The organism is Paludibacterium sp. (genome assembly GCF_019232825.1).
Lineage (GTDB): Bacteria > Pseudomonadota > Gammaproteobacteria > Burkholderiales > Chromobacteriaceae > Paludibacterium.
In genome coordinates, this window is record NZ_JAFAND010000112.1 from 1 (window position 1) to 25,517 (window position 25,517).

23 protein-coding genes, 3 tRNA genes and 1 riboswitch are annotated in these 25,517 nt (G+C 63.0%); of the genes, 11 read left to right on the forward strand and 15 right to left on the reverse strand.

From position 1 onward, the window contains the following. The 6 genes from JOZ06_RS14140 to rsmD all read right to left on the reverse strand — a co-directional run. The coding region (locus JOZ06_RS14140) for a GTP-binding protein (RefSeq protein WP_293230606.1) at positions 1-165 on the reverse strand (165 nt) is incomplete at its 3' end. A gap of 44 nt (positions 166-209) precedes the next feature. Further along, positions 210-284: transfer RNA gene (locus JOZ06_RS14145), tRNA-Thr, on the reverse strand. Positions 285-307: 23 nt separating this feature from the next. Further along, positions 308-381 (reverse strand) — tRNA-Gly (locus JOZ06_RS14150). Positions 382-432: 51 nt separating this feature from the next. Further along, positions 433-517, reverse strand: a tRNA-Tyr gene (locus JOZ06_RS14155). Between the two features lie 150 nt (positions 518-667). Continuing rightward, positions 668-919 carry a YfhL family 4Fe-4S dicluster ferredoxin gene (locus tag JOZ06_RS14160; protein ID WP_293233520.1) on the reverse strand — a complete coding sequence of 84 codons (252 nt, stop codon included), beginning with the start codon at positions 917-919 and terminating at the stop codon, positions 668-670. A 76-nt stretch (positions 920-995) separates the two neighbouring features. Further along, positions 996-1,547: a 16S rRNA (guanine(966)-N(2))-methyltransferase RsmD gene (gene rsmD / locus JOZ06_RS14165; RefSeq protein ID WP_293233522.1), complete on the reverse strand. Its 552-nt coding sequence runs from the start codon at positions 1,545-1,547 to the stop codon at positions 996-998. A gap of 168 nt (positions 1,548-1,715) precedes the next feature. On the opposite strand from rsmD, the gene ftsY reads away from it, so the two are divergent. From ftsY to rpoH, 4 genes are all read left to right on the forward strand, one after another. Then, a complete protein-coding gene (ftsY, locus tag JOZ06_RS14170; RefSeq protein WP_366814859.1) occupies positions 1,716-2,708 on the forward strand; it encodes a signal recognition particle-docking protein FtsY in 993 nt (330 codons plus the stop codon). 18 nt (positions 2,709-2,726) lie between these two features. Beyond that, on the forward strand, positions 2,727-3,380 hold the full coding sequence (gene ftsE / locus JOZ06_RS14175) for a cell division ATP-binding protein FtsE (RefSeq protein WP_293233524.1): 654 nt from the start codon (positions 2,727-2,729) through the stop codon (positions 3,378-3,380). Then, the gene (gene ftsX / locus JOZ06_RS14180; protein WP_293233526.1) at positions 3,377-4,285 is read left to right on the forward strand and encodes a permease-like cell division protein FtsX; all 909 of its coding nucleotides are present in this window, start codon (positions 3,377-3,379) and stop codon (positions 4,283-4,285) included. Before ftsE ends, ftsX begins: the two co-directional genes overlap by 4 nt. 121 nt (positions 4,286-4,406) lie before the next feature. Further along, positions 4,407-5,258, forward strand: a complete 852-nt coding sequence (gene rpoH / locus JOZ06_RS14185) for an RNA polymerase sigma factor RpoH (RefSeq protein ID WP_293233528.1) — start codon at positions 4,407-4,409, stop codon at positions 5,256-5,258. A gap of 69 nt (positions 5,259-5,327) precedes the next feature. Here the strand turns inward: rpoH and JOZ06_RS14190 are convergent, their stop codons facing one another. Both JOZ06_RS14190 and JOZ06_RS14195 read right to left on the reverse strand, forming a co-directional pair. After that, a complete protein-coding gene (locus JOZ06_RS14190; protein WP_293233530.1) occupies positions 5,328-7,133 on the reverse strand; it encodes a Wzy polymerase domain-containing protein in 1,806 nt (601 codons plus the stop codon). 109 nt (positions 7,134-7,242) lie between these two features. Then, on the reverse strand, positions 7,243-7,719 hold the full coding sequence (locus JOZ06_RS14195; protein ID WP_293233532.1) for a pilin: 477 nt from the start codon (positions 7,717-7,719) through the stop codon (positions 7,243-7,245). A 130-nt stretch (positions 7,720-7,849) separates the two neighbouring features. On the opposite strand from JOZ06_RS14195, the gene JOZ06_RS14200 reads away from it, so the two are divergent. Next, positions 7,850-9,196: an adenosylmethionine--8-amino-7-oxononanoate transaminase gene (locus JOZ06_RS14200; protein WP_293233534.1), complete on the forward strand. Its 1,347-nt coding sequence runs from the start codon at positions 7,850-7,852 to the stop codon at positions 9,194-9,196. Between the two features lie 71 nt (positions 9,197-9,267). Next, positions 9,268-10,386 (forward strand): glutamate 5-kinase, encoded by a 1,119-nt coding sequence (gene proB / locus JOZ06_RS14205; RefSeq protein ID WP_293233536.1) that lies wholly within the window; start codon positions 9,268-9,270, stop codon positions 10,384-10,386. A 74-nt stretch (positions 10,387-10,460) separates the two neighbouring features. Here proB and JOZ06_RS14210 read toward each other — a convergent pair whose 3' ends face one another. Genes JOZ06_RS14210 through ruvB form a run of 3 tightly spaced genes read right to left on the reverse strand, consistent with a single transcriptional unit; the run spans position 10,461 to position 12,873 of the window. Further along, positions 10,461-10,871 (reverse strand): hypothetical protein, encoded by a 411-nt coding sequence (locus tag JOZ06_RS14210; protein WP_293233538.1) that lies wholly within the window; start codon positions 10,869-10,871, stop codon positions 10,461-10,463. Between the two features lie 42 nt (positions 10,872-10,913). Continuing rightward, positions 10,914-11,849, reverse strand: a complete 936-nt coding sequence (locus tag JOZ06_RS14215; RefSeq protein ID WP_293233540.1) for an ROK family protein — start codon at positions 11,847-11,849, stop codon at positions 10,914-10,916. Then, positions 11,842-12,873, reverse strand: coding sequence for a Holliday junction branch migration DNA helicase RuvB (gene ruvB, locus JOZ06_RS14220; protein WP_293233542.1), 1,032 nt, complete (start codon positions 12,871-12,873; stop codon positions 11,842-11,844). Before ruvB ends, JOZ06_RS14215 begins: the two co-directional genes overlap by 8 nt. Positions 12,874-12,949: 76 nt before the next feature. After that, positions 12,950-13,101: riboswitch (FMN riboswitch) on the forward strand. 68 nt (positions 13,102-13,169) lie between these two features. Between ruvB and ribB the strand changes: the two genes are divergently transcribed. Continuing rightward, positions 13,170-13,802 carry a 3,4-dihydroxy-2-butanone-4-phosphate synthase gene (gene ribB, locus JOZ06_RS14225; RefSeq protein WP_293233544.1) on the forward strand — a complete coding sequence of 211 codons (633 nt, stop codon included), beginning with the start codon at positions 13,170-13,172 and terminating at the stop codon, positions 13,800-13,802. A 158-nt stretch (positions 13,803-13,960) separates the two neighbouring features. Here ribB and ruvA read toward each other — a convergent pair whose 3' ends face one another. From ruvA to amgK, 4 genes are read right to left on the reverse strand one after another with little or no spacing between them, the layout of a single operon-like run. Further along, complete coding sequence (gene ruvA, locus JOZ06_RS14230) at positions 13,961-14,554, reverse strand: Holliday junction branch migration protein RuvA (protein WP_293233546.1); 594 nt, start codon at positions 14,552-14,554, stop codon at positions 13,961-13,963. A 36-nt stretch (positions 14,555-14,590) separates the two neighbouring features. Continuing rightward, positions 14,591-15,121: a crossover junction endodeoxyribonuclease RuvC gene (ruvC, locus tag JOZ06_RS14235; RefSeq protein WP_293233548.1), complete on the reverse strand. Its 531-nt coding sequence runs from the start codon at positions 15,119-15,121 to the stop codon at positions 14,591-14,593. After that, positions 15,118-15,828, reverse strand: a complete 711-nt coding sequence (gene murU / locus JOZ06_RS14240) for an N-acetylmuramate alpha-1-phosphate uridylyltransferase MurU (RefSeq protein WP_293233549.1) — start codon at positions 15,826-15,828, stop codon at positions 15,118-15,120. The genes ruvC and murU overlap by 4 nt, the downstream gene beginning before the upstream one ends. After that, positions 15,828-16,829 (reverse strand): N-acetylmuramate/N-acetylglucosamine kinase AmgK, encoded by a 1,002-nt coding sequence (amgK, locus tag JOZ06_RS14245; RefSeq protein WP_293233551.1) that lies wholly within the window; start codon positions 16,827-16,829, stop codon positions 15,828-15,830. The genes murU and amgK overlap by 1 nt, the downstream gene beginning before the upstream one ends. 73 nt (positions 16,830-16,902) lie before the next feature. On the opposite strand from amgK, the gene JOZ06_RS14250 reads away from it, so the two are divergent. The 4 genes from JOZ06_RS14250 (at position 16,903) to JOZ06_RS14265 (ending at position 25,372) form a co-directional block, all read left to right on the forward strand. Then, positions 16,903-19,146 (forward strand): LPS-assembly protein LptD, encoded by a 2,244-nt coding sequence (locus JOZ06_RS14250; protein WP_293233553.1) that lies wholly within the window; start codon positions 16,903-16,905, stop codon positions 19,144-19,146. Positions 19,147-19,148: 2 nt separating this feature from the next. After that, positions 19,149-20,429, forward strand: a complete 1,281-nt coding sequence (locus JOZ06_RS14255; protein WP_293233555.1) for a peptidylprolyl isomerase — start codon at positions 19,149-19,151, stop codon at positions 20,427-20,429. Then, a complete protein-coding gene (pdxA, locus tag JOZ06_RS14260) occupies positions 20,426-21,406 on the forward strand; it encodes a 4-hydroxythreonine-4-phosphate dehydrogenase PdxA (RefSeq protein WP_293233557.1) in 981 nt (326 codons plus the stop codon). The genes JOZ06_RS14255 and pdxA overlap by 4 nt, the downstream gene beginning before the upstream one ends. Before the next feature lie 141 nt (positions 21,407-21,547). Next, a complete protein-coding gene (locus JOZ06_RS14265) occupies positions 21,548-25,372 on the forward strand; it encodes a DUF3683 domain-containing protein (protein ID WP_293233559.1) in 3,825 nt (1,274 codons plus the stop codon). Positions 25,373-25,517 lie beyond the last annotated feature (145 nt).

Consider the following 25,517-nt stretch of genomic DNA (forward strand, 5'->3'; position numbering starts at 1 on the left):
TTCCGGCGCGCTGTCGATTTGATCGTAGCCCTTGGCTTCACCGCCGAATTTCTTCGACAGAATCGTGGTGATAGCGGCGGTCAGGGTGGTCTTGCCATGGTCCACGTGACCGATGGTGCCGACGTTTACGTGCGGTTTGGTCCGCTCAAACTTCTCTTTTGCCATGATAAACTTTTTCCCTGAAATCCAAATAAAAAAGTTACGCGGTATGGTGCCCATGGGCAGAATTGAACTGCCGACCTCTCCCTTACCAAGGGAGTGCTCTACCCCTGAGCTACATGGGCCTCTTACAACAAGGCTTTAACGCTGGAGCGGGTGAAGGGAATCGAACCCTCGTCATAAGCTTGGAAGGCTTCTGCTCTACCATTGAGCTACACCCGCCTAGCACGAACGAACGACCAACTTACACGCCGCACAAGACGCTAGTAAATCTGGTGGAGGGAGAAGGATTCGAACCTTCGAAGGCAGAGCCGTCAGATTTACAGTCTGATCCCTTTGACCGCTCGGGAATCCCTCCGTGAAGAGAGCCGAATATTATAGAAGCCCCCTGGGGGTGTCAACACCAGAAAGTCATTTTTTCCTGATTTTTTTGCTCCCGGCAAAGACAACGCCCGGCGTGCTTGGCAGCCGCGCCGGGCGTTATCTTTGCCATCAACGACTTAGCGTATCAAGCCTTGCTGGAAATGCGCTGATACTTCTGCATCAGCTCATCCGGCGTCTCCGGCCGCGCGGGATCCAGCGGAATGCAATCCACCGGACACACCTGCTGGCACTGCGGCTCGTCGTAATGGCCCACGCACTGCGTGCACAAATCGGGGTTGATCTGATAGATCTCCTCCCCTTGCGAAATCGCGTGGTTGGGGCACTCGGGTTCACAGACGTCGCAGTTGATGCACTCGTCGGTAATCATCAAAGCCATAATTCAATCCTCTACACATTGCACGGCAGGCGCGACCAGTCGATCCAGCCCCGCCCATTCATTCATTAAACACCATTCAGCCGGCGATTTCGCGCGCGATCAGCCCATAGCACACCACGCCCGCCTTGCCACGCCGCGACACCTCCCAACCGGGAAGCGCCGGCCAAGTCCGGCTTTCCAGATAAACCACCGCATCGGCCGCCAACACCGGCGCGAGCAGCGGCAGCACTTCAGACAACAGATCGCTGTCATAGGGCGGATCGACGAACACCACGTCGAAGGTCTCGCGGGCTGCGCGCAAAAAATGCAGCGCATCGGTGCAGAGCACGTCGACCTGCGTCGCGGCCAGCAACTGCCGATTCGCCTGCAGCGCTTCCGCCACGGCACGGCCTTTTTCCACCATCACCACACGACCCGCGCCTCGCGATGCGGCCTCGAACCCCATGGCGCCGCTTCCGGCGAACAGATCGAGGCAACGCTTGCCATGCAGCGACTGCCCCAACCAATTGAACACCGTTTCGCGCACGCGGTCCGGCGTCGGCCGCAAACCCGACGAATCGGGGAACGGCAACAGGCGCCGGCGGTATTCGCCACCGATGATTCTGACCTTGTTTCGCTGCTGATTCATGCCACCTGCCAAAGTAATAATATTACTGCTTGTCGGACGGACTGACACCGCCATCGATCAAACTTCGTCAACAAGATCGCTATTCTTTCATGAACCGGTGTTCCGGGCACAGCTTTAAAAGGTACAATTTCACATTCCCTTCTTCTATTAAGCACCGACAGGGCACGCATGTTCAGTTTTTTCAAGAAAAAACCCGACGCAGAATCCGCCGACGCGGCACAACCGGTCATCGAGCAGCCCGCCGCCGTGGCGCCGCGAAACTGGACTGAACGGCTGAAGTCCGGACTGGCCAAAACCCGCGACAAGCTGGGCAAGAACCTGGCGGGGCTCTTTGGCGGCGGCCAAATCGACGAGGCGCTGTACGAAGAACTGGAAACGGTTCTATTGACCGCCGACATGGGCGTGGACGCCACAGAGCATCTGCTGCGCGAAGTGCGCGAGCGCGTGACGCTCGCCGGTCTCAAGGACAGCGCCGAACTGAAGGAAACGCTCAAGGCGGTGCTCTTCGAGCTCATCTCGCCGCTGGAGGTGCCGCTCGCGCCACGCGCCGCCACGCCTTTCGTCATCATGATGGCCGGCGTCAACGGCGCCGGCAAAACCACCTCCATCGGCAAGCTGGCCAAATATTTCCAATGCCAGGGCTTAAGCGTGCTGCTCGCCGCCGGCGACACCTTCCGCGCCGCGGCGCGTGAACAGCTGATCGAGTGGGGGGAGCGCAACAACGTCACGGTCATCGCCCAGCAAGGCGGCGACGCAGCGGCGGTCTGCTTCGACGCCATCAACGCCGCCAAGGCGCGCGGCATCGATGTGGTGCTGGCCGATACGGCCGGCCGGTTACCGACGCAGTTGCATCTGATGGAAGAAATCCGCAAGGTCAAACGCGTCATTCAGAAGGCCATTCCCGAGGCGCCCCACGAAGTGGTGCTGGTTCTGGACGCCAACATCGGCCAGAATGCGCTCAATCAGGTCAAGGTCTTCGATGAAGCGCTCGGCTTGACCGGCCTGATCCTTACCAAACTCGACGGCACGGCCAAGGGCGGCATCATCGCCGCTATCGCCAAACAACACCCGGTGCCGCTGCGGTTCATCGGCGTCGGCGAGGGCCTTGACGATCTGCGGCCTTTTTCGGCGCGCGAGTATATCGACGCGCTGTTCGATTGAGTTGAGGAACAACTACGCATGATCCAGTTCGACCAGGTGACCAAACGCTATTCCGGCGGCATCGAGGCACTGAAGAACCTGTCGTTTTCCATCGAAACCGGCGAAATGGTCTTTCTGGCCGGTCACTCCGGCGCCGGCAAATCCACGCTGCTCAAGCTGGTCGCCGGCATTGAGCGCGCCACGCAAGGCGCCGTGCTCGTCAACGGCCAAAACCTGAGCCGGATGCGCGGCAATCAGATCTGCTTCGTTCGCCAGCATATCGGCATGGTGTTTCAGGATCACAAGATCCTGTTCGACCGCAATGTTTTCGACAATGTCATGCTGCCGCTCGACATCATCGGCTTCGACCGCCGCGACGCCGCCCGGCGCGTACGCGCCGCACTCGACAAAGTCGGGCTGCTCGGCCGCGAGAAAGCCATGCCGATCCGTCTGTCCGGAGGCGAGCAACAGCGCCTGTGCATCGCCCGCGCCGTCGTGCACCGCCCATCGATCCTGCTGGCCGACGAACCCTCCGCCAACCTCGACCGCGCCTACGCGCTCGACATCATGGAGTTGTTCAAGTCGTTTCATCAGGTCGGCGCCACCGTGCTCATCTCGGCGCACGACGAAACCCTGATGGAGGACTACGGCCGCCGCATCATCCGCCTGCGAGAGGGACAATTTGCCGCATGAGACACTTTTTCTATCTGCACGCGCAAAGCGCCAAGGGCGCCCTGGCCAAGATTCTGCGCCAACCGTTCGGCAGCCTGCTCAACCTGCTGATGCTGTCGGTGGCGCTGGCGCTGCCGCTGTCGCTGTTTCAAGCCATCGCCAGCCTGCAGGACTGGGCCGGCCGGCTGACCGCCACGCCGCAGATCACGCTCTATATGGAGCAAAGCGCCGAGGCGGCGGACATCTCTGCCGTCAACACGACGCTGCACAAGCATCCGGAAGTGCAATCCTTCGTCTTTATCAGCAAGGGCCAGGCGCTGAAAGACATGGAAGCGCGCAACGGCCTCTCCGGGCTCTCCGACGGGCTCGGCGCCAACCCGCTGCCGGACGCCTTCGTGGTGACACCGACCACGCTCGACCCGCGCGAGCTCGATATGCTGCAAAAGGAGCTTTCCGGCCTGCCCATGGTTGAAAGCGCACAATTCGACGCCAGCTGGGCAAAACGCCTGTTCGCCATGATTTCGCTCGGCCGGCAGCTCACCTGGTTCCTCGCCGGGGTGCTCGGGGTGGCGCTGGTGCTCGTCACCCATAACACCATCCGCATGCAGATTCTGGCACGGCGCGACGAGATCGAGGTGACCAAGCTGATTGGCGCGCCCGATAGCTTTATCCGCCGTCCCTTCATGTACCACGCATTATGGCAAGGCATTCTCGCCGCCTTGATCGCATGGGGCTTGACCTGTTGGCTCGCCATCGTCGCCAACCCGCCCATTCGGGAATTCGCCCGGCTGTACAACGAACAGGTTTCGCTACGCATGCTGCAACCGCAGGAACTGGCGGTCTTTATCGCCGGCGCAGCCATCCTCGCCGTCATCGGCGCCCGCTTGGCCGCGGATCACCACCTGCGGCAAATCGTGCCGCACTGATGTGATGCAGACAAGCTATTGAACGGATAAATAAATACATAGATTGATGCAACTTTCCTGACTAGCACTCGACTAACCCGAGTGCTAATATGGCATCACCCTATCGGAGAATCATCGCCTTATGACCACAACTTTCGCATTGCCCGTTCCATCCACTTCCGGCAGCCTGGAGCAGTACATCCAGGCGGTTAACAGCATCGCCATGCTGTCGGCCGAGGAAGAGAACGAGCTGGCAACCCGCTACCACGGATCCAACGATCTGGATGCGGCGAAAAAGCTTGTGCTGTCGCACTTGCGCGTGGTGGTGTCGATTGCGCGCGGGTACGCCGGTTACGGCCTTCCGCAAGCCGATCTGATCCAAGAAGGCAACATCGGTCTGATGAAGGCCGTGAAGCGCTTCGAACCGAACCGGGGCGTGCGCCTGTTCTCTTTCGCCATTCATTGGATCAAAGCGGAAATCCACGAATTCATCCTGCGCAACTGGCGTCTAGTGCGTATCGCCACCACGAAGCCGCAGCGCAAGCTGTTCTTCAACCTGCGCAGCATGAAGAAGAACTTCTCCGCCCTGACCGATGCCGAGGCGCAAGCCATTGCCGACGACTTGGGCGTCAAGCGCGAGGAAGTGCTGGAAATGGAAACGCGCTTGACCGGACAAGATATTGCCCTGACCGCCGATGATGGCGACGAGGAAGGTTTCGCGCCGATCGACTGGCTGGCCGACGCCGAGGCCGAGCCGACCCGTCAGTTGGAGAAAAAAGCCCTGGCGCAATTGCAGACGGTCGGCTTGGAAAAAGCCCTGTTGTCGCTCGACGAGCGCAGCCGGCGCATCATCGAAGCGCGCTGGTTGGCCGACGACGGCGGCGCCACGCTGCACGATCTGGCGGCCGAATTCGGCGTCTCGGCCGAGCGTATTCGTCAAATCGAGGCCAAAGCGCTGGGCAAGATGAAACACGCGATGTCGGCTCAGGCCTGACCCATACCGCTTCCCCACGACAAAAAACCCTGCGCTAGCGCAGGGTTTTTTGTCGTCGTCGATGGTGTTTTACTCTACCGGCGTACTGCGGTACTTCGCCGGCAGACGGGCATAAGCCTCGCTGCTCATTTCGCGCAGCCGCGTCCAGGAAGCCGGGCCATCCTGCAGATCCTCGATGAAATCCTGCGCGTAGGTCGGGAACGACGCCAGCGCCAAATTCAACGTCTGTTCGGCCTGCGGCTCCTGCCCCACCATCGCCTGCATCTCGGCCTGCTTGAGCAGCACATCCGGATAGGGGCGGATCGCAGCCAGCAGATCGATCAACGCGCGTTTGCGGGGCAAATCGTCCGGCGTGGCCTCCAGGTAGTTATCCAGCGTATAGATGGCATGGAACGCATACAAGGGCTCGGTGTGGATGATGGCGATCAGCCGTTCGATGCGCGGGTTGTCGATCTTCGCGTTGTTGGTAGGCGTATAGAGCCGGGTCAGTTCGGCATAATGCTTGACCGAGTCAATGGACACCGCCCCCAGCGCCACCATGCCGACAAACAGCACGAGCCGCCACAACACCCGCAACCCGGTGCCGCGACCGCGTTCCGGCAGCGGCGCCAGCGCCATGAAAATCACCAGCATGGCGAGAAAATACAGGTACCACAGCGGATACTCGACCATGCTGTGAATCAGCGTCACCGCCATGCAGGCCAACGGCAACACGCCCTCCACCTGTGCGCGCTGGCTGAAGTAAGGCCAAATCGCCCAGGCAAACCCCAAGAGCACGACAGCGGTGATCACCCAGCCCATTTCCGCCAACAGCTGCAGAATCAAGTTATGCGCGTTGGTAAACAGCCCGCTGTTGACGCCGTCGTTGGCGAACTGCGGCAGCGCCTGCAGCGTGACGCTTTGCGCCGCATACTGCGACCAGCCTACCCCGCGCGCGGCGTGGGCGCGGAACACCAGCCACGCCTTATGCATTTCGCCAAACCGGCGGGAAGACATGTCGTCGCCATTGGCTGCCAAACGCTCAACGCCGGAGGAGACGGCGGCGTGGCTGTGGGTGAAGAACGCCACCGCCTGATTGGCGTATGGCAGCAGGAACTGTCCCGCGACGATGGCGCAACAGGCGAAGAACATCGCCAACATCATCCTACGGGAAATCGCCGTGCGCACACGGGCATGCCAGATGATGCCGATGAGCACCACCGCCACCACATACAGCAGTACGGTGCGCGAGGCGGCATACGCCAGCATCAACGACAGCCAGAGGGTCCACAGCATGAACCAGCGGCCGCGCACTTTCTCGATCGAAAACAGGTACACCCCGGCGATCATGCCCCACATCAGATAGTGCGCGTACTGGTTACGCTGACCGATATGCCCAAAGATGTTGGTGGTGGGGTGCGAAGAGTCGTAGAAGACCACGCCGTTCATCATCGTCGCCAAACCGGTCAGTTGGGTGAACCCGATCAACGATTGCACCAAGCTGCCGATCACCAGCGCCCAGGCTAGCCAGAAAGTCAGGCGGGGGAGGCCTATTTCGTCACGCAGCGTCAGCGTGACCGCGGCCAATACCGCCAACGCGCAAAAACTCAGCGCGGTCGCGTAATTCATGCCCGGAAACAGGATCTTGACGAACCAAGGCTGCAAGGCCCAACACAGCGCCAATGCCAAACACCAAATCGTGGCGCGCGGCAGGCGTTCGAACAACGTACCGTTGCAAGCCAGCAACAACCCGGCGCCCAGCGCCAGCCAAACCGTGCCGATTTCCCCCCACCATTGGGGCAGCGGCACGTAATGAATCGGCGAAGCGAAAGGCACGATGGCTATCAGACACCAGAATAAGGTGGCCATCGTCAAAGTCAGGGTTCTGAATTGCATAGCTCGGGGTCGTTTCGGTGAAGCCGCAAGGATAGCGCAAAAATCGCGCCAAGCCAGCACGGTTTTCATCAAAGTTGCTCAAACGCATACACCCGAGTGATGCCTGACTCTATTTAGCTGGTCCAGCGAGGCTGCGGCAATTCGCCGGCAGCAGGCGCACGGGGATCGCGGACTGGCCCGCCGCACCACCGGATCGACAACGCCAGGTGATCACGCCGCCCGCCCTTTCCCCCTCCATGGAAAAATGGCGCTCGTCGACTTCCGGATTGCCGGTACCGCGTAGCCTGACCGTCAGCAAACCATTCCCGTTTGAATTCAGCGTATAGGAAATCGACGCCACCAAATCCGTGGCGATGTCGTCGATTCCGGCCTCCGCCTGGTTGGTGGGCATCTGGCCTTTTGCGATGGCGTACTCCGCCACGCTGACGCGCGCCGCCGCCAGCAGCTGCACCGCCTCCGCCAGCCGCGCGCGCGTACTGTAATCCTGATAGCGCGGCATGGCGGTCACGGCCAACACGCCGATGATGGCCACCACAACCATCAGCTCAATCAACGAAAACCCCGCCGACTCTCGATATACGCGCATGCTGACTCCTCGCCGACCGCCCAGAAGGGAACAGACTCATGCTAGCGCGCCACCGGCTGACAGGCACGGCCGCGCGGCACGGCGCCGTGGTAGCATCTTTACCCTGCTTTTCATCTCTAGGAATATCGGCATGTCGAACCAAGACTGGCTCAACCGCAGCCTTCAGGCCGTCTGGCACCCTTGCACGCAAATGAAGCGCCATGAACGCTTCCCGCTGGTGCCGATCGCCAGCGCTCAAGGCGCCTGGCTGACGGATTTCGACGGCAAACGTTACCTCGACGCGGTCAGTTCCTGGTGGGTCAACCTGCTCGGCCATGGCCACCCGCGCATCAAGCAGGCCCTGCACGACCAGCTCGATACGCTCGAGCATGTCATGCTGGCGGGCTTCACCCACCGTCCGGTCATCGAACTGTCCGAGCGCTTGGCGGCGCTCTCCGGCCTCGGCCACGCTTTTTATGGTTCCGACGGCGCCAGCGCCACTGAAATCGCGTTGAAAATGAGCTTCCACTATTGGAAGAACAGCGGCAAGGCGCAGAAAAGCCGCTTCATCAGCCTGGAGAACAGCTATCACGGCGAAACCATCGGCGCGCTGGCGGTGACCGATGTGCCGCTGTTCTCTGCAACCTATGCCCCCCTCATCGCGCGTGCCTTGCGCGTGCCGACGCCGGACGCGCGCCAAGCAGCGCCCGGCCAGTCCGCTCGCGACGTGGCGCTCGCCGCAGCGCGCGCGCTGGAGAACGTGCTGGCCAAACATGCCGGCGACGTGGCGGCGCTGATTCTCGAGCCGCTGGTCCAAGGCGCGGCCGGCATGGCCATGTACCATCCGGACTATCTGCGCGAGGCGCGGCGCTTGTGCGACCAATATCAGGTGCACTTGATCGCCGACGAAATCGCCGTCGGCTTCGGCCGCACCGGCACGCTGTTCGCCTGCGAGCAGGCCGACATCCGCCCCGACTTCCTGTGCCTGTCCAAAGGCATCACCGGCGGCTTCCTGCCGCTGTCGTGCGTATTGACCACCGACAACGTCTATCAGGCGTTTTACAGCGAGGACGTGCGCGCAGGCTTCTTGCACTCGCATAGCTACACCGGCAACCCGTTGGCCTGCAGCGCGGCACTGGCCGTGCTCGATACCTTGCGCGACGAGGACATTCTGGCGGGCAACCGCGACAAGGCGGCACGCTTTAGCGGCATTCTTGCCCCGCTCGCCGCACGCACAGACGTACGGCACTTTCGCCAACAAGGGATGATTTGGGCTTTCGACGTCGACACGCCGCGCGGGGATTTCGCCCAAGCGTTCTTCGCCGCCATGCTCGAACGGGGCTGCCTGGTGCGGCCGATCGGCAATACGGTGTACTACATGCCGCCCTACTGCCTGCAAGACGGCGAAATGCGCCAGCTGGCCGAGGCGACGGCCGAGGCGCTGGACGCGCTCGCCCGCGAGGCGGGCGGCGCGCCCGCGCAACCGGCATTGCCCTAATAACCCGAATAGGCTTCGCGCCGAGGCGCCGACTCCTTATAATTATTTCTTTTACCCGGATAACGTTCATTATGCATTCGGTTATTCACTCGGCCAGCCGCATCGTCGTCAAAGTCGGTTCCAGCCTGGTCACCAACGACGGCAAGGGGCTCGACCTGGCGGCGCTCGGCCGCTGGGCGGAGGAGATTGCCGAACTCAAGCGGCGCGGCAAGCAGGTGGTATTGGTCTCCAGCGGCGCCATTGCCGAAGGCTGTCAACGGCTCGGCTGGGCCGCGCGGCCCAAGAGCGTCGATCAACTGCAGGCCGCTGCCGCGGTCGGCCAGATGGGGCTGTGCCAAGCGTATGAATCGGCCTTCCGCGCCTTTGGTCTCGGCACCGCGCAGATTCTGCTCACGCACGAAGACCTGGCCGACCGCACGCGCTACCTCAACGCGCGCTCGACGCTGACCACGTTACTCAATCTCAACGTGGTGCCGATCATCAACGAGAACGATACCGTGGTCACCGATGAGATTCGCCTGGGCGACAACGACACGCTGGGCGCGCTGGTCACCAACCTGATCGAAGCGGATGCGCTGGTGATCCTGACCGACCAGATCGGCCTATTCACCGCCGACCCGCGCAAGGACCCGCTGGCAAAGCTGGTGCAAGACGCCACCGCCGGCGACCCGGCGCTGGAGGACATGGCCGGCGGCGCCGGCAGCCGCGTCGGCACTGGCGGCATGTTGACCAAGATTCTGGCCGCCAAGCGCGCGGCGCACAGTGGCGCCCACACCGTCATCGCCTGCGGCCGCGAGCCGCACGTGCTGTCGCGTTTGGCCGACGGCGAGCACATCGGCACCCAGCTGCAGGCCGTCACCAGCCGGCTGGCGGCACGCAAGCAGTGGCTCGCCGACCACCTCAAGCTTTCTGGCCGCGTCACCGTCGATGCCGGCGCCGCCCGCGCCATCGTCGCCAAGGGCACGAGTCTGCTGCCCATCGGCGTCGTGGCGGTGGAGGGCGACTTCCTGCGCGGCGAGGCCGTGGCCTGTGTCGATCCGCAAGGCAACGAGCTGGCGCGCGGACTCGTCAACTACAGCTCGGACGAGGCGCGGCAGATCGTCAAAGTCGCCACGCGCGACATCGAGGCCGTATTAGGCTATATCGGCGAGCCGGAGCTCATTCACCGCGACAACATGGTGGTTCTGTAACGGAACGGCGAAGCTGCCAAACAAAAAGCCGCGCTCCATAGGGCGCGGCTTTTCGTGAATATTGACGAGGCCGGCTACGAGGCGTCGTCGGCGTCACGCCGTTGGCGGCGCAGCTCGATGCTGCGCATGATGACGATGGCAATCATGCCACACAAGAAGAACAGCAACAGCATCCAGACGATCGACTGCAGCGTTTCGATCAGCGTGCGATAGATTTCCAGCACCCAGCTCATGAAGGTCAGCGGCGGCGGCGTGCCGTTATCGCCCTTGTTGGCAATGTACTTCTGCAGCTCCCACAACTGCACGCCCCCGGAAACACCCACCACCACAATGGCGAATTGGATGTACTTGTGCCAAGCGTCGGCCAGTTCGGTGCCAACGATGCGCGCCAGGATACTGTCGACCGCTTTGTCAAAAAAGCGCGCGGTCAGTACCGACGCCAACAGCGACACGACCAGCGCCACCAGCAACATGACTAAAAACATGCCTCACCTCGTCTCTTCGTATTCTGATCTATTGCGATCATTCTAGTCGTCGGCGCCCGCGGGCGCCCCCTCATTCCATAACCAAGCCGCGCCGCGCACGCCGGACGAATCGCCATGCGCCGGCGCCACCAGGCGCGTCAGGACACGGTCGGAGAACACGTAACGTCCCCAACGCGCCGGCACGCCCTCGTACAACGCCGGAATATTCGATAGCCCCCCGCCAAGCACGATCACGTCCGGGTCGAGGAGATTGATCACGCCGGCCAGCGCGCGCGCCAGCCGATCCAGATAGGTATCGAGCGACGCCAGCGACGCTTGGCACACGCCACTGGCAGCGCGCTCGGCAATCTCGGCCGGCTCAAGCGCCAACCCTTGCTCGCGCAGACAGGCCTCGCTCCAGGCCGGCCCTGACAGGTAGCGTTCGATACACCCGGCACGGCCGCAATAACAGGCGGGCAGCGGTAAATCGGCCGCCCCCGGCAACGGCAGCGGATTATGCCCCCACTCGCCGGCGATGCGGTTTGCCCCGTCAAGCACCCTTCCGTCCACCACAATGCCGGCACCGACGCCGGTGCCGAGAATCACGCCGAACACCACGCGCGCACCTTGCCCCGCACCATCGACCGCCTCGGACAAAGCAAAGCAGTTCGCGTCGTTGGAGAGGCGCACCGGGCGATCCAGTTCGCGCGCCAAGTCCTCCGCCAGCGGTTGGCCGTTCAGCCAAACCGAGTTGCAGTTCTTCATGCGCCCCGTCAGGGCGGAGACCGCGCCTGGCGTGCCGATCCCCACCGTGCCGCGCGCGCCCAATTCGGCCTCCGCCGCGCGCACCATACGGCCGATCTGCGCCACCGACGCGGCATAGTCGCCGCGTGGCGTCGCCTCGCGGCGCCGCAACAACACCTCGCCCGAACGCGACAACACCATGATTTCGGTCTTGGTGCCGCCCAGATCCACGCCGATACGCAACAGATCAGTCATTGCGCGCCAAGCCGAAGTGGGTGAACGCCAATGCCGTGGCCACACGGCCGCGTGGCGTGCGTTGCAGATAGCCCTGCTGAATCAGGAACGGCTCGATCACGTCCTCGATGGTGTCGGTGCTCTCGCCGATCGCAGCGGCGACATTGTCGAGCCCGACGGGCCCCCCGGCGAACTTCTCGATCACCGCCGACAACAACTTGCGGTCCATCACGTCCAATCCCGCCACATCCACATCCAGCATCGACAAGGCCGCATCCGCCACCTCGGCGCTGACCACGCCATCGGCGCGCACCTCGGCGTAATCGCGCACGCGGCGCAGCAGCCGGTTGGCGATACGCGGCGTGCCGCGGCTGCGTCGCGCCACCTCGAAGGCGCCGTTGCCGCCCAGGGTGACGTTCAACAGCCCAGCCGAGCGCTGCACGATGCGCGTCAATTCTTCCGGCGTGTAAAACTCGAGCCGCGACACGATGCCGAAGCGGTCGCGCAGCGGATTGGTCAGCATGCCGGCGCGCGTGGTAGCGCCGACCAGGGTAAAAGGGGGCAGATCGATTTTGACCGAGCGCGCCGCCGGGCCTTCGCCGATCATGATGTCGATCTGATAGTCCTCGAGCGCCGGGTAGAGAATTTCCTCGACCACCGGGCTTAGACGATGGATTTCGTCGATGAACAGCACGTCGTGCGGTTCCAGATTGGTCAACAGCGCGGCCAAGTCGCCGGCGCGCTCCAAGACCGGACCGGAAGTCTGACGCAGGTTGACGCCCATTTCGCGGGCAATGATGTGCGCGAGCGTGGTCTTGCCAAGTCCCGGCGGACCGAACAGCAGCACGTGATCCAGCGCCTCGCCACGCTTTTTCGCCGCCTGGATGAAGATTTCCAGCTGCTCACGCGCTTTGACCTGGCCGACATACTCGTCGAGCAGCTTGGGCCGCAATGCGCGCTCCAACGCCTCTTCCTGCGCCGAAAGCGTTTGCTGCGTCACGATGCGGCGCGGTGCGTCGCCCATGAGATTGTCGGTTTCCAGCATGACGGTCCATTAATTGAGGGGATTAGACTGCAATCTTATCATCCTGCTATGATGATTGCCGACCTTCGGGTCAAGACAACGTCTTCAGGGCGGGGTGCGATTCCCCACCGGCGGTAGGCTGGAATCTCCAGCGAGCCCGCGAGCGCCTGTCGCCTTCCCGGCGGCAGGGTCAGCAGATCCGGTTCAATGCCGGAGCCGACGGTATAGTCCGGATGAAAGAAGACTTCCCCGCGTCTGTTCAGGCGCGGGTCTGCCCTGCATGCGTGTTTCTCAACGATTTTTCGAGGACCGATGCAATGAACTTGCTGCAAGAAACCCCTATCCATACCGTGGCAACCGTGCTGGACACGTTCAAGCGCGGCTTGCCGATCGCGCTTTTGGACGACGACGACCGCGAAAACGAGGCGGACCTGATCGTCGCCGCCGATAAACTGTCGGTACCGATCATGGCGCAACTGATCCGCGACTGCAGCGGCATCGTTTGCCTGTGCCTGACGCGAGACACGGCCGAACGGCTGCAATTGCCGTTGATGGTCGAGCACAACCAGAGCCGTTACGGCACCGCCTTCACGCAATCGATCGAAGCCCGCCATGGCGTCACCACCGGCGTCTCGGCCGCCGACCGCGTCACCACCATCCGCGCCGCGGTCGCGCCGGATGCGCGGCCCGAGGATTTGGCCCGCCCGGGACATGTCTTCCCGTTGATCGCCCGAGATGGCGGCGTACTCGAGCGCCGCGGCCACACCGAGGGCGCGGTCGACCTGGCGCGGCTTGCCGGGCTATCGCCGGCGGCGGTGCTATGCGAATTGATGAATCCCGACGGTACGATGATGCGTGGCGAGGCGCTTGAGCGCTACTTGGCGCGCTTTTGCATTCCGCGGTTGACGATCCAACAGCTGGCGGACTACCGCCAGCGTCTTGGCGTCTAATGACGAAGGGGGGCTGTGGCGCACTGCCTGCGGCCAGTGCGCCCTACGCGAATGGAAGCCCGTTGCGTAGGGTGCAATCGGCGCGCAACGCGCGGCATTGCACCAAACACCGCGGGCATGACGTCTTTTTCATCCTCCGAGGTAACGCCGCCCCAGTTTCAGCCTTTGGCCAGACCCTTGAGCGCCAGGCGGATGCCCTCGCTGACGTCGACGTCGGCCGGCAATACCTTCATCGCCGCCTGCGCCTCTTTCTCGCTATAGCCGAGCGCGATCAGCGCGTTGAGAATGTCGCCGCGGCCATCGTTGGCGGCGGCAAACGGCAGTCCGCCCGGCGTGGCGAGCGCGGCGCCCGTGACCAGCTTGCCACGCAGCTCCAGCACCAGCCGCTCGGCGGTTTTCTTGCCGATGCCCGGCACCGCGGACAGCCGCTTCAAGTCTTCGCTGGCAATCGCCTGCGCCAACTCGTCGGCGCTCATGCCGGAGAGAATCGCCAGTGCGATGCGCGCACCGATGCCGGTGACCTTGATCAGCTGACGGAAGGTCTCGCGTTCGGCCCGGCTCAGAAAACCAAACAGCAGATGCGCGTCCTCGCGCACCACTTGATGGATGAACAGCACCACCTTCTCGCCCAATGACGGCAACTGATAGTAGGTCGTCATCGGCACGTCGACCTCATAACCGACCCCCTGCACATCGATCACCACCTGCGGCGGCAGTTTTTCCAGCAACACCCCGTTCAGGCGTCCGATCATCTTGGCTCTTTCATCGAATTGAAGGTAAAAACCGGCTCACACCAGCCGCCCGCCTTTGACGCGCAAGCCGAGCGCCCCCGCGGCGGCCAGCGCCGGGCCGCCATGATTGGCATGCGCCAGCGCCACCGCCAACGCGTCGGCGGCATCGGCCTGCGGCGTGCCCGACAGCGACAACAGCCGCACAACCATGTCCTGCACCTGCGTCTTGTGCGCCTTGCCCTGGCCGACCACCGATTGCTTGACCTGCAGCGCGGTGTACTCCGCCACCGGCAGGTCGCGCAACACCAGCGCCGTCACCACCGCGCCGCGCGCTTGCCCAAGCATCAGCGTCGCCGCCGGATTGACGTTGACGAATACCTGCTCGACCGCCGCCTCGTGCGGCCGATAGGTTTCGATCACTTCGAACAGATGCTCGGCGATCACGCGCAGCCGCTGTGCCAGCGGCGCCCCTTCCGGCGTGCGGATGCAGCCGGAGGCCACATAGTGGCGTTGCTGACCGACCACGTCGATCACTCCGAAACCGGTGATGCGCGAGCCGGGATCCACGCCAAGGATGCGTCGGCTCACGGCAGGCTCCAGCCGCGGGCGATGTGGTCGGCTTGCCGCAGGCGCTCCGGGGTGCCGACATCCAGCCACACGCCATTGAGCCGCTCGCCATGGATGGTGCCGCGCGCCATGGCTTCGACGAACACGTTCAGCAGTGTTTCGCGCACCGGCGAGCGCTGCGCGAGACTGGCCAGCAAGGACGGATGATAGGCGCCGATACCCGCGTAGGTCAGCCGCGGCAACCCCGCCACAGCCTCTCGCGTAACCAGACCGTCCGCATGCAGCGTGAAATCGCCTCCCGGCCGGTGTGGCGGATTGTCGACCAGCACCAGATGGGCTTGGCGCGCCTCACCGTCGAGCCGGCGCGCCATCTCGGCCAGCGGGGCGAAATCCAGATCGCACAACACGTCGCCGTTAACCAGCAAAAAGGGCGCCTCACCTAATAGCGGCAGCGCCTGGGCAATGCCGCCGGCCGTTTCGAGCGCCTCGCGCTCGGCCGACCAGGCGATGCGCACGCCGTAGGCGGCGCCGTCGCCGAGCGCCGCCTGCAGCGTCTCGCCTAGCCAGGCATGGTTGATCACCAGATCGGTAATGCCGCAGGCCGCCAATCGACGGATGTGCCAGCCGATCAGCGTCTCGCCGCCGGCCATGAGCAGCGGCTTGGGCGTATGGTCGGTCAACGGCCGCATGCGCTCGCCGCGCCCCGCGGCCAGAATCATCGCTTTCATTAGAAGGAGAACCCGCTTTGCACCTCGTCGCCGTCCAGCTCGACCAGCAGCTGATAGAGCGGCGCGAGTTCCTGGTAACGGCGCGTGGTTTTCTTCAGGTATTTGAGGAACCGCGGCACCTCGGGCAGATAGCGCTCCTTGCCGTCACGGTGCCACAGACGGCAGAAGATGCCCGCCACTTTCAGATGGCGCTGTACGCCCATCCACTCGAAGTCGCGGTAGAAATCGTCGATATTGGCCGCCACCGGCAGACCCGCCTTGCGCGCCTTCTCCCAGTACCGCACCACGATATCCAGCACCAGCTCCTCGTCGAACTCGATGAAAGCGTCGCGCAACAGCGACACCAAATCGTAGGTGATCGGGCCGTAAACCGCGTCCTGAAAATCCAGCACGCCAGGCCGCCCGTCGGTCAGCATCAAATTGCGCACGATATAGTCGCGATGCACGAACACCTGCGGCTGCGCCAAGGCGCGGTCAAGCACCAGCGGCACGCTGGCGTCCCAGAGTTTGCGCTGGGCGAACGTCAATGGCCGTTGCAGCTCTTTGGCGGCGAACCACTCCGGAAACAGGTCGACTTCGCGCTGCAATAAGTTCCGGTCATAATTGGGCAACGCCCCCGGGCGGCTTGCCCGCTGCATCTCGATCAAACTGTCGATCGCTTCCAACAACAGCAAGCGCGCGGTCGCCGGTTCGGACTCCTGCTGCAATGCCGCCATATAGGTGACGTTGCCAAGATCCTGCAGCTCCATGAACCCCTGTTCGCGGTCGTGGGCATAGATTTGCGGCACATTGAGCATCGCCAACACCTCGCGCGCATGCGCATAGGGCGCGGTGTCCATTTTATCCGGTTGGGCATCCATCAGAATGCGAGTGGAGCCGTCTGGGAACGTCGCCCGGAAATAACGGCGGAAGTCGGCGTCGGCCGCCGCGAACGCCACCTGCAAGTCGATTCCAGGGTGTCGATCGGAAAGCCACTGCTTTAGTTGTGCTAATCGCTGCATGTCTGTTGATTGCGGTACTGGTAGAATTGTGCGATTTTATACCGCCGACTGCACCCACGATATGGTTTTGTGCATGCCAAGAATTCAAAAGACACAGATTGTTCTGGCGCTTGCTGCCGCCTTTTCCGCCACATTTGCGTACGCGGATGACCCAACGGATTACGTGGCGCCTTCTCAGCCGGTGCCGGGAGAGGCGCACGTCACGGCCGATCACATCGACGGCACGATGAACGAGGTGCTGCGCGCGCGCGGCAATGTCGTGGTGACGCGCGACGATCAGAAGCTCAACAGCGACTGGCTCGACTACTACCAAGCCAAAAACAACGCCAAGGCGGGTGATCATTTTACCCTGACCCGCCAGCAGGACCGTATCGACGGCACCTTGCTCGACTACAACCTCGACAGCCGCACCGGTACCGGCCAGCAGCCGGTCTTCCGCTCCGGCACGCCGGGCAAGCAAATGCGCGGCAACGGCCAGGAAGTGATTTTCCAGGGCAAGGATAACTATCGCGTGCTGCAGTCGCAGGCCACCACCTGTTCGGTCGGCGACGACAGCTGGTACCTGCGCTCGTCGCAGCTCGACCTCGACTACACCACCGGCGTGGGCACCGCGCGCAACGCGCGCGTCGTGTTCCAAGGCGTGCCGCTGATGTATACGCCGTGGATGGACTTCTCGCTCGACGGCCGGCGCAAATCGGGCTTTCTGTATCCGACGCTGCAGGGCGGCAGCACCGGGCTGGATCTGGCCATCCCCTACTATTTCAATCTGGCGCCCAACTACGACGCCACGTTGACGACCCATACGAACAGCAAGCACGGCGTGATCCTGGGCGGCGAGTTCCGCTATCTGGAACCGACCTACTCCGGCTGGTTATATACCGAACAGAACACACGGGATCAAGCCACCGGTCATTACCGCTATTTGTGGAGCGGCGCGCATAATCAGACGCTGGCCCCTGGGCTGTCAGTCGGCTATGACGGCACCCAGGTGTCGGACGATAATTATTTCAGCGACTTCGGCGACCGCTATACGGTAGCCGCCAACGTCAACCTGGTGCGCGAGGCCTATGCCAACTACGGCACCAGCTGGCAAGGCGGTTCGGCTGGGCTGAACGTGCTGGTCCAACGCTACCAGACGCTGCAGGCCACGGGCACGACGGTAACGCCGCCATACGCCCGGCTGCCGCAGTTGACGCTGACGGTGAATCAGGATCTGCCGCTCGGTCTGTCCGGCAACCTGACGAGCGTGGTCACGCAGTTCTCGCATCCGACGCTGCAGGAAGGCAAGCGCTTCGTGCTCTACCCGAGCGTCACGCTGCCGTTCGAGCGCAGCTGGGGCTTTTTCAAACCCAAGATCGGCGTCAACGCCACCGAGTATCAGCTCGACAGCTACGGCGGCAGCAACGGCTCGACCATCGATCGCACCCTGCCGATCGCCAGCATCGATACCGGACTGTATTTCGACCGCCAAGTCGACCTGTTCGGCGCAGAACGGACCCAAACGCTGGAGCCGCGCCTGTACTACCTGTACGTGCCGGCACGCGACCAGAGCAACATCCCCAACTTCGACTCGTCGCTCAACGACTTCGGTTTCGCGCAGATCTTCTCCGAGAACGACTATTCCGGCTATGACCGCCTCTCGCCGGCCAACCAGGTCACCGCTGCACTGACCTCGCAGCTGATCGACAACGACAGCGGGCGGGAAATCATCCGCGCCGCCTTCGGCCAACGGTTCTACTTCAACTCCACCCAGTTGCTGTACAACCCCAATCAGCCGGGCGACGGCTCGCTCACCCAGCGCACCACCGGTGCGTCGGACTTTCTGGCGAGCCTGGGCGGCGAGGTCGTCAAGAACTGGAATCTTGACAGCCTCTATCAATACAGCGCCACCACTCACGCGCCGGTACAGTACAATGTATCGCTACGCTACCAGCCGACGGCGGGTAAGGTGGTGTCGTTGCGCTACCGCTTCTACACCAATGACCAAGTGAACGCGCAAGGCCAGCCGGAAAACCTGCACGAAATCGACCTGGGCACGCAGTGGCCGATCACGCGCCAATGGTACGGATTGGCGCGCGTCGACTATTCGCTGCAGGACCGTCAGATGATGAATCAGTTGGCCGGCGTCGAATACAACAACGGCTGCTGGCTGTTACGCCTGGTGGTCCAGCGGTACATTACCAATCTGACCCAGACCAAGACGGGATTCTTTGTGCAACTTGAACTCAATGGATTGGGCGCCATGGGTGCCAACCCGCTCGACACGCTGCGCCTGGCCATCCCGGGCTATACCCCGACCTCCAACCTTCAACCATGACCATGAATAAACTTCTGCCCGCACTGCTGATGTCCGCCGCGCTCACTCTGGCCCATGCGGCACCGGTTCAACCCGTTGACCGGATCGTCGCCGTGGTCAACAAGAGCGTGATCACCGAACTCGACCTGCGCGCCCGGGTTGCCGAGGCCGAGGCCTCGCTGCGCGAACAGCACGTGACGCCGCCGCCGGCGGATGTGCTGCGCCGGCAGGTGCTCGATCAAATGATTACCGAGACGACTGAACTGCAATTTGCCGACAGCAATCACGTCACGGTGTCCGACAGCGATGTCGATCAAGCCATCCAACGCGTGGCCCAACAGAATAAGTGGGATCTGAACGGGTTGCGCCAGAACCTGGCCAAACAAGGGATCGCCTTCGACACCTTCCGTGCCGACGTGCGCCGCGAGTTGCTGCTCTCCAAACTGAAAGAAAGCGTCATCGGCTCGCGCGTCACCGTCACCGACGCCGAGGTCGACCAAGCGCTGAAAAACCCGCAATTTGCCAACAACACCGAGTTCAATCTGGCCAACATCCTGATCGACGTGCCGGAGCGCGCCGACAGCACCGTGGTCGAGGCCCGGGCACAACGCGCGCATCAGGCACTGGCCGAACTCAAGGCCGGCAAGCCATTCGGCAACGTCGCCGCCGCCTACTCCTCGGCGCCGAACGCCATGCGCGGCGGCGAGGTCGGCTGGCGACCAGCTGCGAGCCTGCCGCCCGAATTCACCGCCATGCTGGAAGCGATGAAGCCCGGCGACGTCACTGACGTCATCCGCACCCAGCAGGGTTTCTATATCTTCCGCCTGGTCGACAAACGCAGTGGTCAGACGCAGCAAATGGCCGAGCAATTCCACACCTTCCACATTCTGATCCGCACCAATGAGGCGGTTTCGGAGAACGACGCGCGCACCAAGATCCTGCAGATCCGCGACCGGATTCTGCGCGGCGCCTCGTTCGAGGAGATGGCCAAGCTGTATTCGGAAGACGGCAGCAACCTCAAGGGTGGCGATCTGGGCTGGCTTGCCCGCGGCGATACCGTGCCGGAGTTCGAGCAAGCAATGCTGTCCTTGCCGCTGAACACCGTTTCGGAGCCGGTACGTTCGCCGTTTGGCTGGCACCTGATCAAAGTCGCGGCCAAACGCACGCAGGACGTCACCGCCGAGCGAGGCCGCTCGCTGGCGCGTCAGCAGATTCATACCCTCAAAGTGGATGAAGCCTATATCGACTGGGTGCATCAGCAGCGCGATGCCGCCTTCGTCGACGATCGCCTGAGCGAGCAATGAGCGGTCAGCGCCCCGTTCTGGCGATCACGGCCGGCGAGCCGGCCGGCATCGGGCCCGACTTGGCGCTCGACCTGCCCACACTGCCCGGCCGCGCCCGGCGCGTGGTGCTGACCGATATCGATCTGTTGCGCGGCCGTGCCGCGCAATTGGGGCGCGCCGTTTCGCTCGTCCCCTACCATCCGCAACAAACGCCGCCGGATGGCGCGTTGGAAGTGCTGCACATCCCGCTGGCGGCGCCGTGCGAAGCCGGCCGCTTGAACCCGGCCAACGCCGCTTTCGTGCTGGCCACGCTCGACCGCGCCATTGCCGGCTGTCAATCGGGCGAATTCGCCGCCATGGTGACCGGCCCCGTGCACAAGGGCGTCATCAACGACGCCGGCGTGCCGTTCACCGGACACACCGAATACCTGGCCGAAAAGACCGGCACGGCGCGCGTGGTCATGATGCTGGCCGGCGAACAGCTGCGCGTGGCGCTGGTGACCACCCACCTGCCGCTACGCGCGGTGGCCGACGCCATCACGCCGGCCGATCTGGATCAGGTCATCCGTATCCTGCACCGGGATCTCGTCGCCCGTTTCGGCATCGCCAAACCGCGCATCCTGGTGGCCGGGCTGAACCCGCATGCGGGGGAAGGCGGCCACATGGGCCGCGAGGAAATCGACGTCATCATTCCGGTGCTCACCCGGCTCATCGCCGAGGGCATCGACCTGCGCGGCCCCTTGCCGGCCGACACGCTGTTCAATCCAGAGCGCCTGAGCGGCTGCGACGCCGTGCTCGCCATGTATCACGACCAGGGCTTGCCGGTGTTGAAGTACGCGACCTTCGGCCACGGCATCAACATCACGCTGGGGTTGCCCATCGTCCGCACCTCGGTCGATCACGGCACGGCGCTGGACCTGGCCGGCAGTGGACGGGCATCGAGCGGCAGCCTGTTCGAAGCGGTGCGTCTGGCGGAAGCGTTGGGCGCGCGCCGCTGACAATGTCAGACAATATCCAAATACACGACAAACGCTTCATGTCGAGAGAATATTCCGCCTAATATCCCCCATCACAACATCGTTTTCTGCGTCGCAGCATTTGGGATACACTTTCCCTAGACAAAGACGATCGAGCAGAAAATGACTGTGAACCTTCCGGCAAAAGCGCGACTGCGCGAAATACCTTATAACTACACCTCATTTGCCGACCGCGAGATCATGATTCGCCTGTTGGGCGAAGACATGTGGCAGCTGTTGGAGGCCTTGCGCGCCGAGCGCCGCACCGGCCGCTCGGCACGCATGCTGTTCGAAGTGCTGGGCGATATCTGGGTGGTGGACCGCAATCCCTATCTGGTGGACGACCTGCTGGACAACCCCAAGCGCCTGTCGGCGCTGGTCGGCGCCATGCACCACCGCCTGCGCGAAATCGACAAGCGCCGCGAGGGCAATGACAAGGTCCAGGCGCTGATCGCCGCCACCGCGCGCGCGGTCGGCCGCTTCGAGGCGCAATTCAGCGAGACGCGCGTCTTGCGCGCCCAGATTCTCAAGCGACTCTCTCGCTTTACCCGCCGCGACAACATCCTGTTCGATGGCTTGGCGCGCGTGTCGCACGTGACCGACGCCACCGACTGGCGGGTCGAATATCCATTCGTGGTGCTATGCCCCGATAGCGAGGCGGAGATCGCGCCGCTGGTCAAAGGCTGCATCGAGCTCGGCTTGACCATCATTCCGCGCGGCGGCGGCACCGGCTACACCGGCGGCGCCGTGCCACTGGACGGCATGTCCGCGGTCATCAACACCGAAAAGCTCGATCGCCATCAGGGCGTCGAATATATTCCGCTGCCGGGCCTGGCCGGCAGCCACGCCACCATTCAGTGCGGCGCCGGGGTGGTCACTGCCCGCGTGTCGGAAGCCGCCGCCGAGGCCGGCCTGGTCTTTGCCGTCGACCCCACGTCGGCCGAGGCGTCCTGTATCGGCGGCAACGTCGCCATGAATGCCGGCGGCAAGAAAGCCGTGCTATGGGGCACGGCGCTCGACAACTTGGCCAGTTGGAAGATGGTCGACCCGGACGGCAACTGGCTGTTCATCGAGCGGCTCGATCACAATTACGGCAAGATCCACGATGTCGCGGTGGCGCGCTTTAGCGTATCGCGCTTGGCCGAGGATGCCAGCACCGTGCTCTCGTCGGAGACGCTGGAGATCCCCGGGCGCACCTTCCGTAAAACCGGCCTCGGCAAAGATGTCACCGACAAGTTCCTCGCCGGACTGCCCGGCGTGCAGAAGGAGGGCTGCGACGGCATCATTACCAGCGCGCGCTTCGTTCTTCACCGCATGCCGGACCATGTCCGCACCTTGTGTCTGGAATTCTTCGGCACCGTCACTCAGGCGACGCCGGCCATCGTCGAGATCAAAAATTACGTCGACGCCCACCCCGCCGTGCAGTTGGCCGGTCTAGAGCATCTCGACTGGCGCTACGTGCGCGCCGTCGGCTATGCCACCAAGGCCAAGTCGCGCGGCCGCCCCAAGATGGTATTGCTCGCCGATATCGTCGCCGACGATGAGCAGGCGCTGGCGGAAGCGTGCAGCCACGTGGTCCGGCTCGCCAACGCCCGAAACGGCGAAGGCTTCGTCGCCGTCAGCCCCGAGGCGCGCAAACGCTTCTGGCTTGACCGCTCGCGCACCGCCGCCATCGCGCGCCACACCAACGCGTTCAAGATCAACGAGGACGTGGTGATTCCGCTCGACCGCCTGGGCGACTACTCGGATGGGATCGAACGCATCAACATCGAGCTGTCGACCAGCAACAAAATCCGGCTGCTCGATACGCTGGCCGACTATTTCCACGGCCGGCTGCAGGTCGATACCGAAGGCAGTGCGCTCTCCGACGACGACATGATCGCCGGACGCCGCGACGCCGCCCTTGCGCTGTTGACGCAAGTCCGAGAACGCTGGCAGTGGATGCTGGACCATCTCGACAGCCCGCTGGACGACTACCGCGCCCGCTGGCCCGAGATCGAAGGCCTGCCCGCCGCCGGCACGCTGTTTACCGCCCTGCGCGATTTTCAGCTGCGCATCAGCTGGAAAGGCGAGGTCCAGCAAGAGCTGGAAACCATGTTCGCCGGCAAAATCGATGCGCCGATCCTGGCGGCGATCCACGCCATCCACCAAAAAGTACTACGCAGCCGGGTGTTCGTGGCGCTGCACATGCATGCCGGCGATGGCAACGTCCACACCAACATCCCGGTCAACTCCGACGATTACCAGATGCTGAGCGCCGCCAATCAGGCGGTGGCGCGCATCATGAATCTGGCGCGCGGGTTGGATGGCGTCATTTCGGGCGAACACGGCATCGGCATCACCAAATTGGCTTTCTTGCGCGAGGAGGAGCTGGCGCCCTTCGTCGCCTACAAGCAGCGCATCGACCCGAAAGGCCATTTCAACCGCGGCAAGCTGCTGCCCGGCGCCGACCTGCGGCGCGCCTATACGCCATCGTTCGCGCTATTGGGGGTGGAATCGCTGATTCTGGAACAATCGGATATCGGCGACATTGCCAATTCGGTCAAGGATTGCTTGCGCTGCGGCAAGTGCAAGCCGGTGTGCTCGACCCACGTGCCGCGCGCCAACCTGCTCTACTCGCCGCGCAACAAGATTCTCGGCGTCGGCCTATTGACCGAGGCTTTTTTGTACGAAGAACAGACCCGTCGCGGCGTCAGCCTCAAGCATTTCGAGGAACTGTCGGATGTCGCCGACCACTGCACCGTCTGCCATCGCTGCGTCAAGCCCTGTCCGGTCAACATCGATTTCGGCGACGTTTCCATCGCCATGCGCAATTTCCTGCGCAAGACCGGCAAGAAGTCGTTCAACCCCGGCACCGCGCTCGGCATGGCATTCCTCAACGCCAAGGACCCCGCCACGATCAAGATGCTGCGCAAGGGCATGATCGAATGGGGCTACAAGGCGCAGCGCAGCGCGCACGCCTTGGCGCGGCGCTTCCATCTGCTGGGCGACCAGACCAGCCATCCGCCGTCCACGGCCGATAAGGCGCCGGTCAAGGCGCAGGTGATCCACTTCATCAACAAGCCGATGCCGGGCGGACTGCCGAAACGGACCGCGCGCGCGCTGCTCGACCTGGAAGACCCGACGGTGGTGCCGGTGATCCGCAAGCCAGAACTCGCCGACGACGCCGAAGCGGTGTTCTATTTCCCCGGCTGCGGCTCGGAGCGCCTGTTCAGCCAAGTCGGGCTCGCCACGCAAGCGATGCTGTGGCATATGAACGTGCAGACCGTGCTGCCGCCGGGCTACCTATGTTGCGGCTACCCGCAGACCGCTTCGGGATTCAGCGACAAGGGCGAGGCCATCACCACGGAAAACCGCGTGCTATTCCACCGCGTGGCCAATACGCTCAACTATTTGGACATCAAGACCGTGCTGGTCAGCTGCGGCACCTGCTTCGACCAGTTGACCAAATACCATTTCGAAGACATTTTCCCCGGCTGCCGCGTGCTCGACATTCACGAGTACATGATGGAAAAAGGGCTGCATGTCGACCAAGCGTCCGGACAGCGCTACATGTATCACGACCCCTGCCACACGCCGATGAAGAGCTATCAGCCGATCAAGGTAGTCAACGAGCTGATGGGCGGCGGCGTCAAGCTCAACGACCGCTGCTGCGGCGAGGCGGGCACGTTCGCCGCCAGCCGGCCAGACGTCGCCACGCAAGTGCGCTTCCGCAAGCAGGAGGAAATCGAGCACGACATGGCCGCGTTGCCGCCGGGCGACGGCAAGATCAAGATTCTGACGTCTTGCCCGTCATGCCTGCAGGGGCTGTCGCGCTACAACAGCGACACCGGCACCGAAGCCGACTACATCGTGGTGGAAATGGCGCGGCTGACGCTGGGAGAAAACTGGATGCCGCAGTATCTCGACGCGGCCCGCCAGGGGGGGATCGAGCGGGTGCTGCTGTAGTGGGGAGTTAGGAGTTGGGAGTTGGGAGTTGGGAGTGGGGAGTAGCGTGCGCTCGCGAAGCAGCGCACGGAAAACTGTCAGCCGCGCTCCCTTGTCTTTTAGGCGGCAGCTAGATTAGGGTTTGGCTTGCGGCATCCGCCGCAAG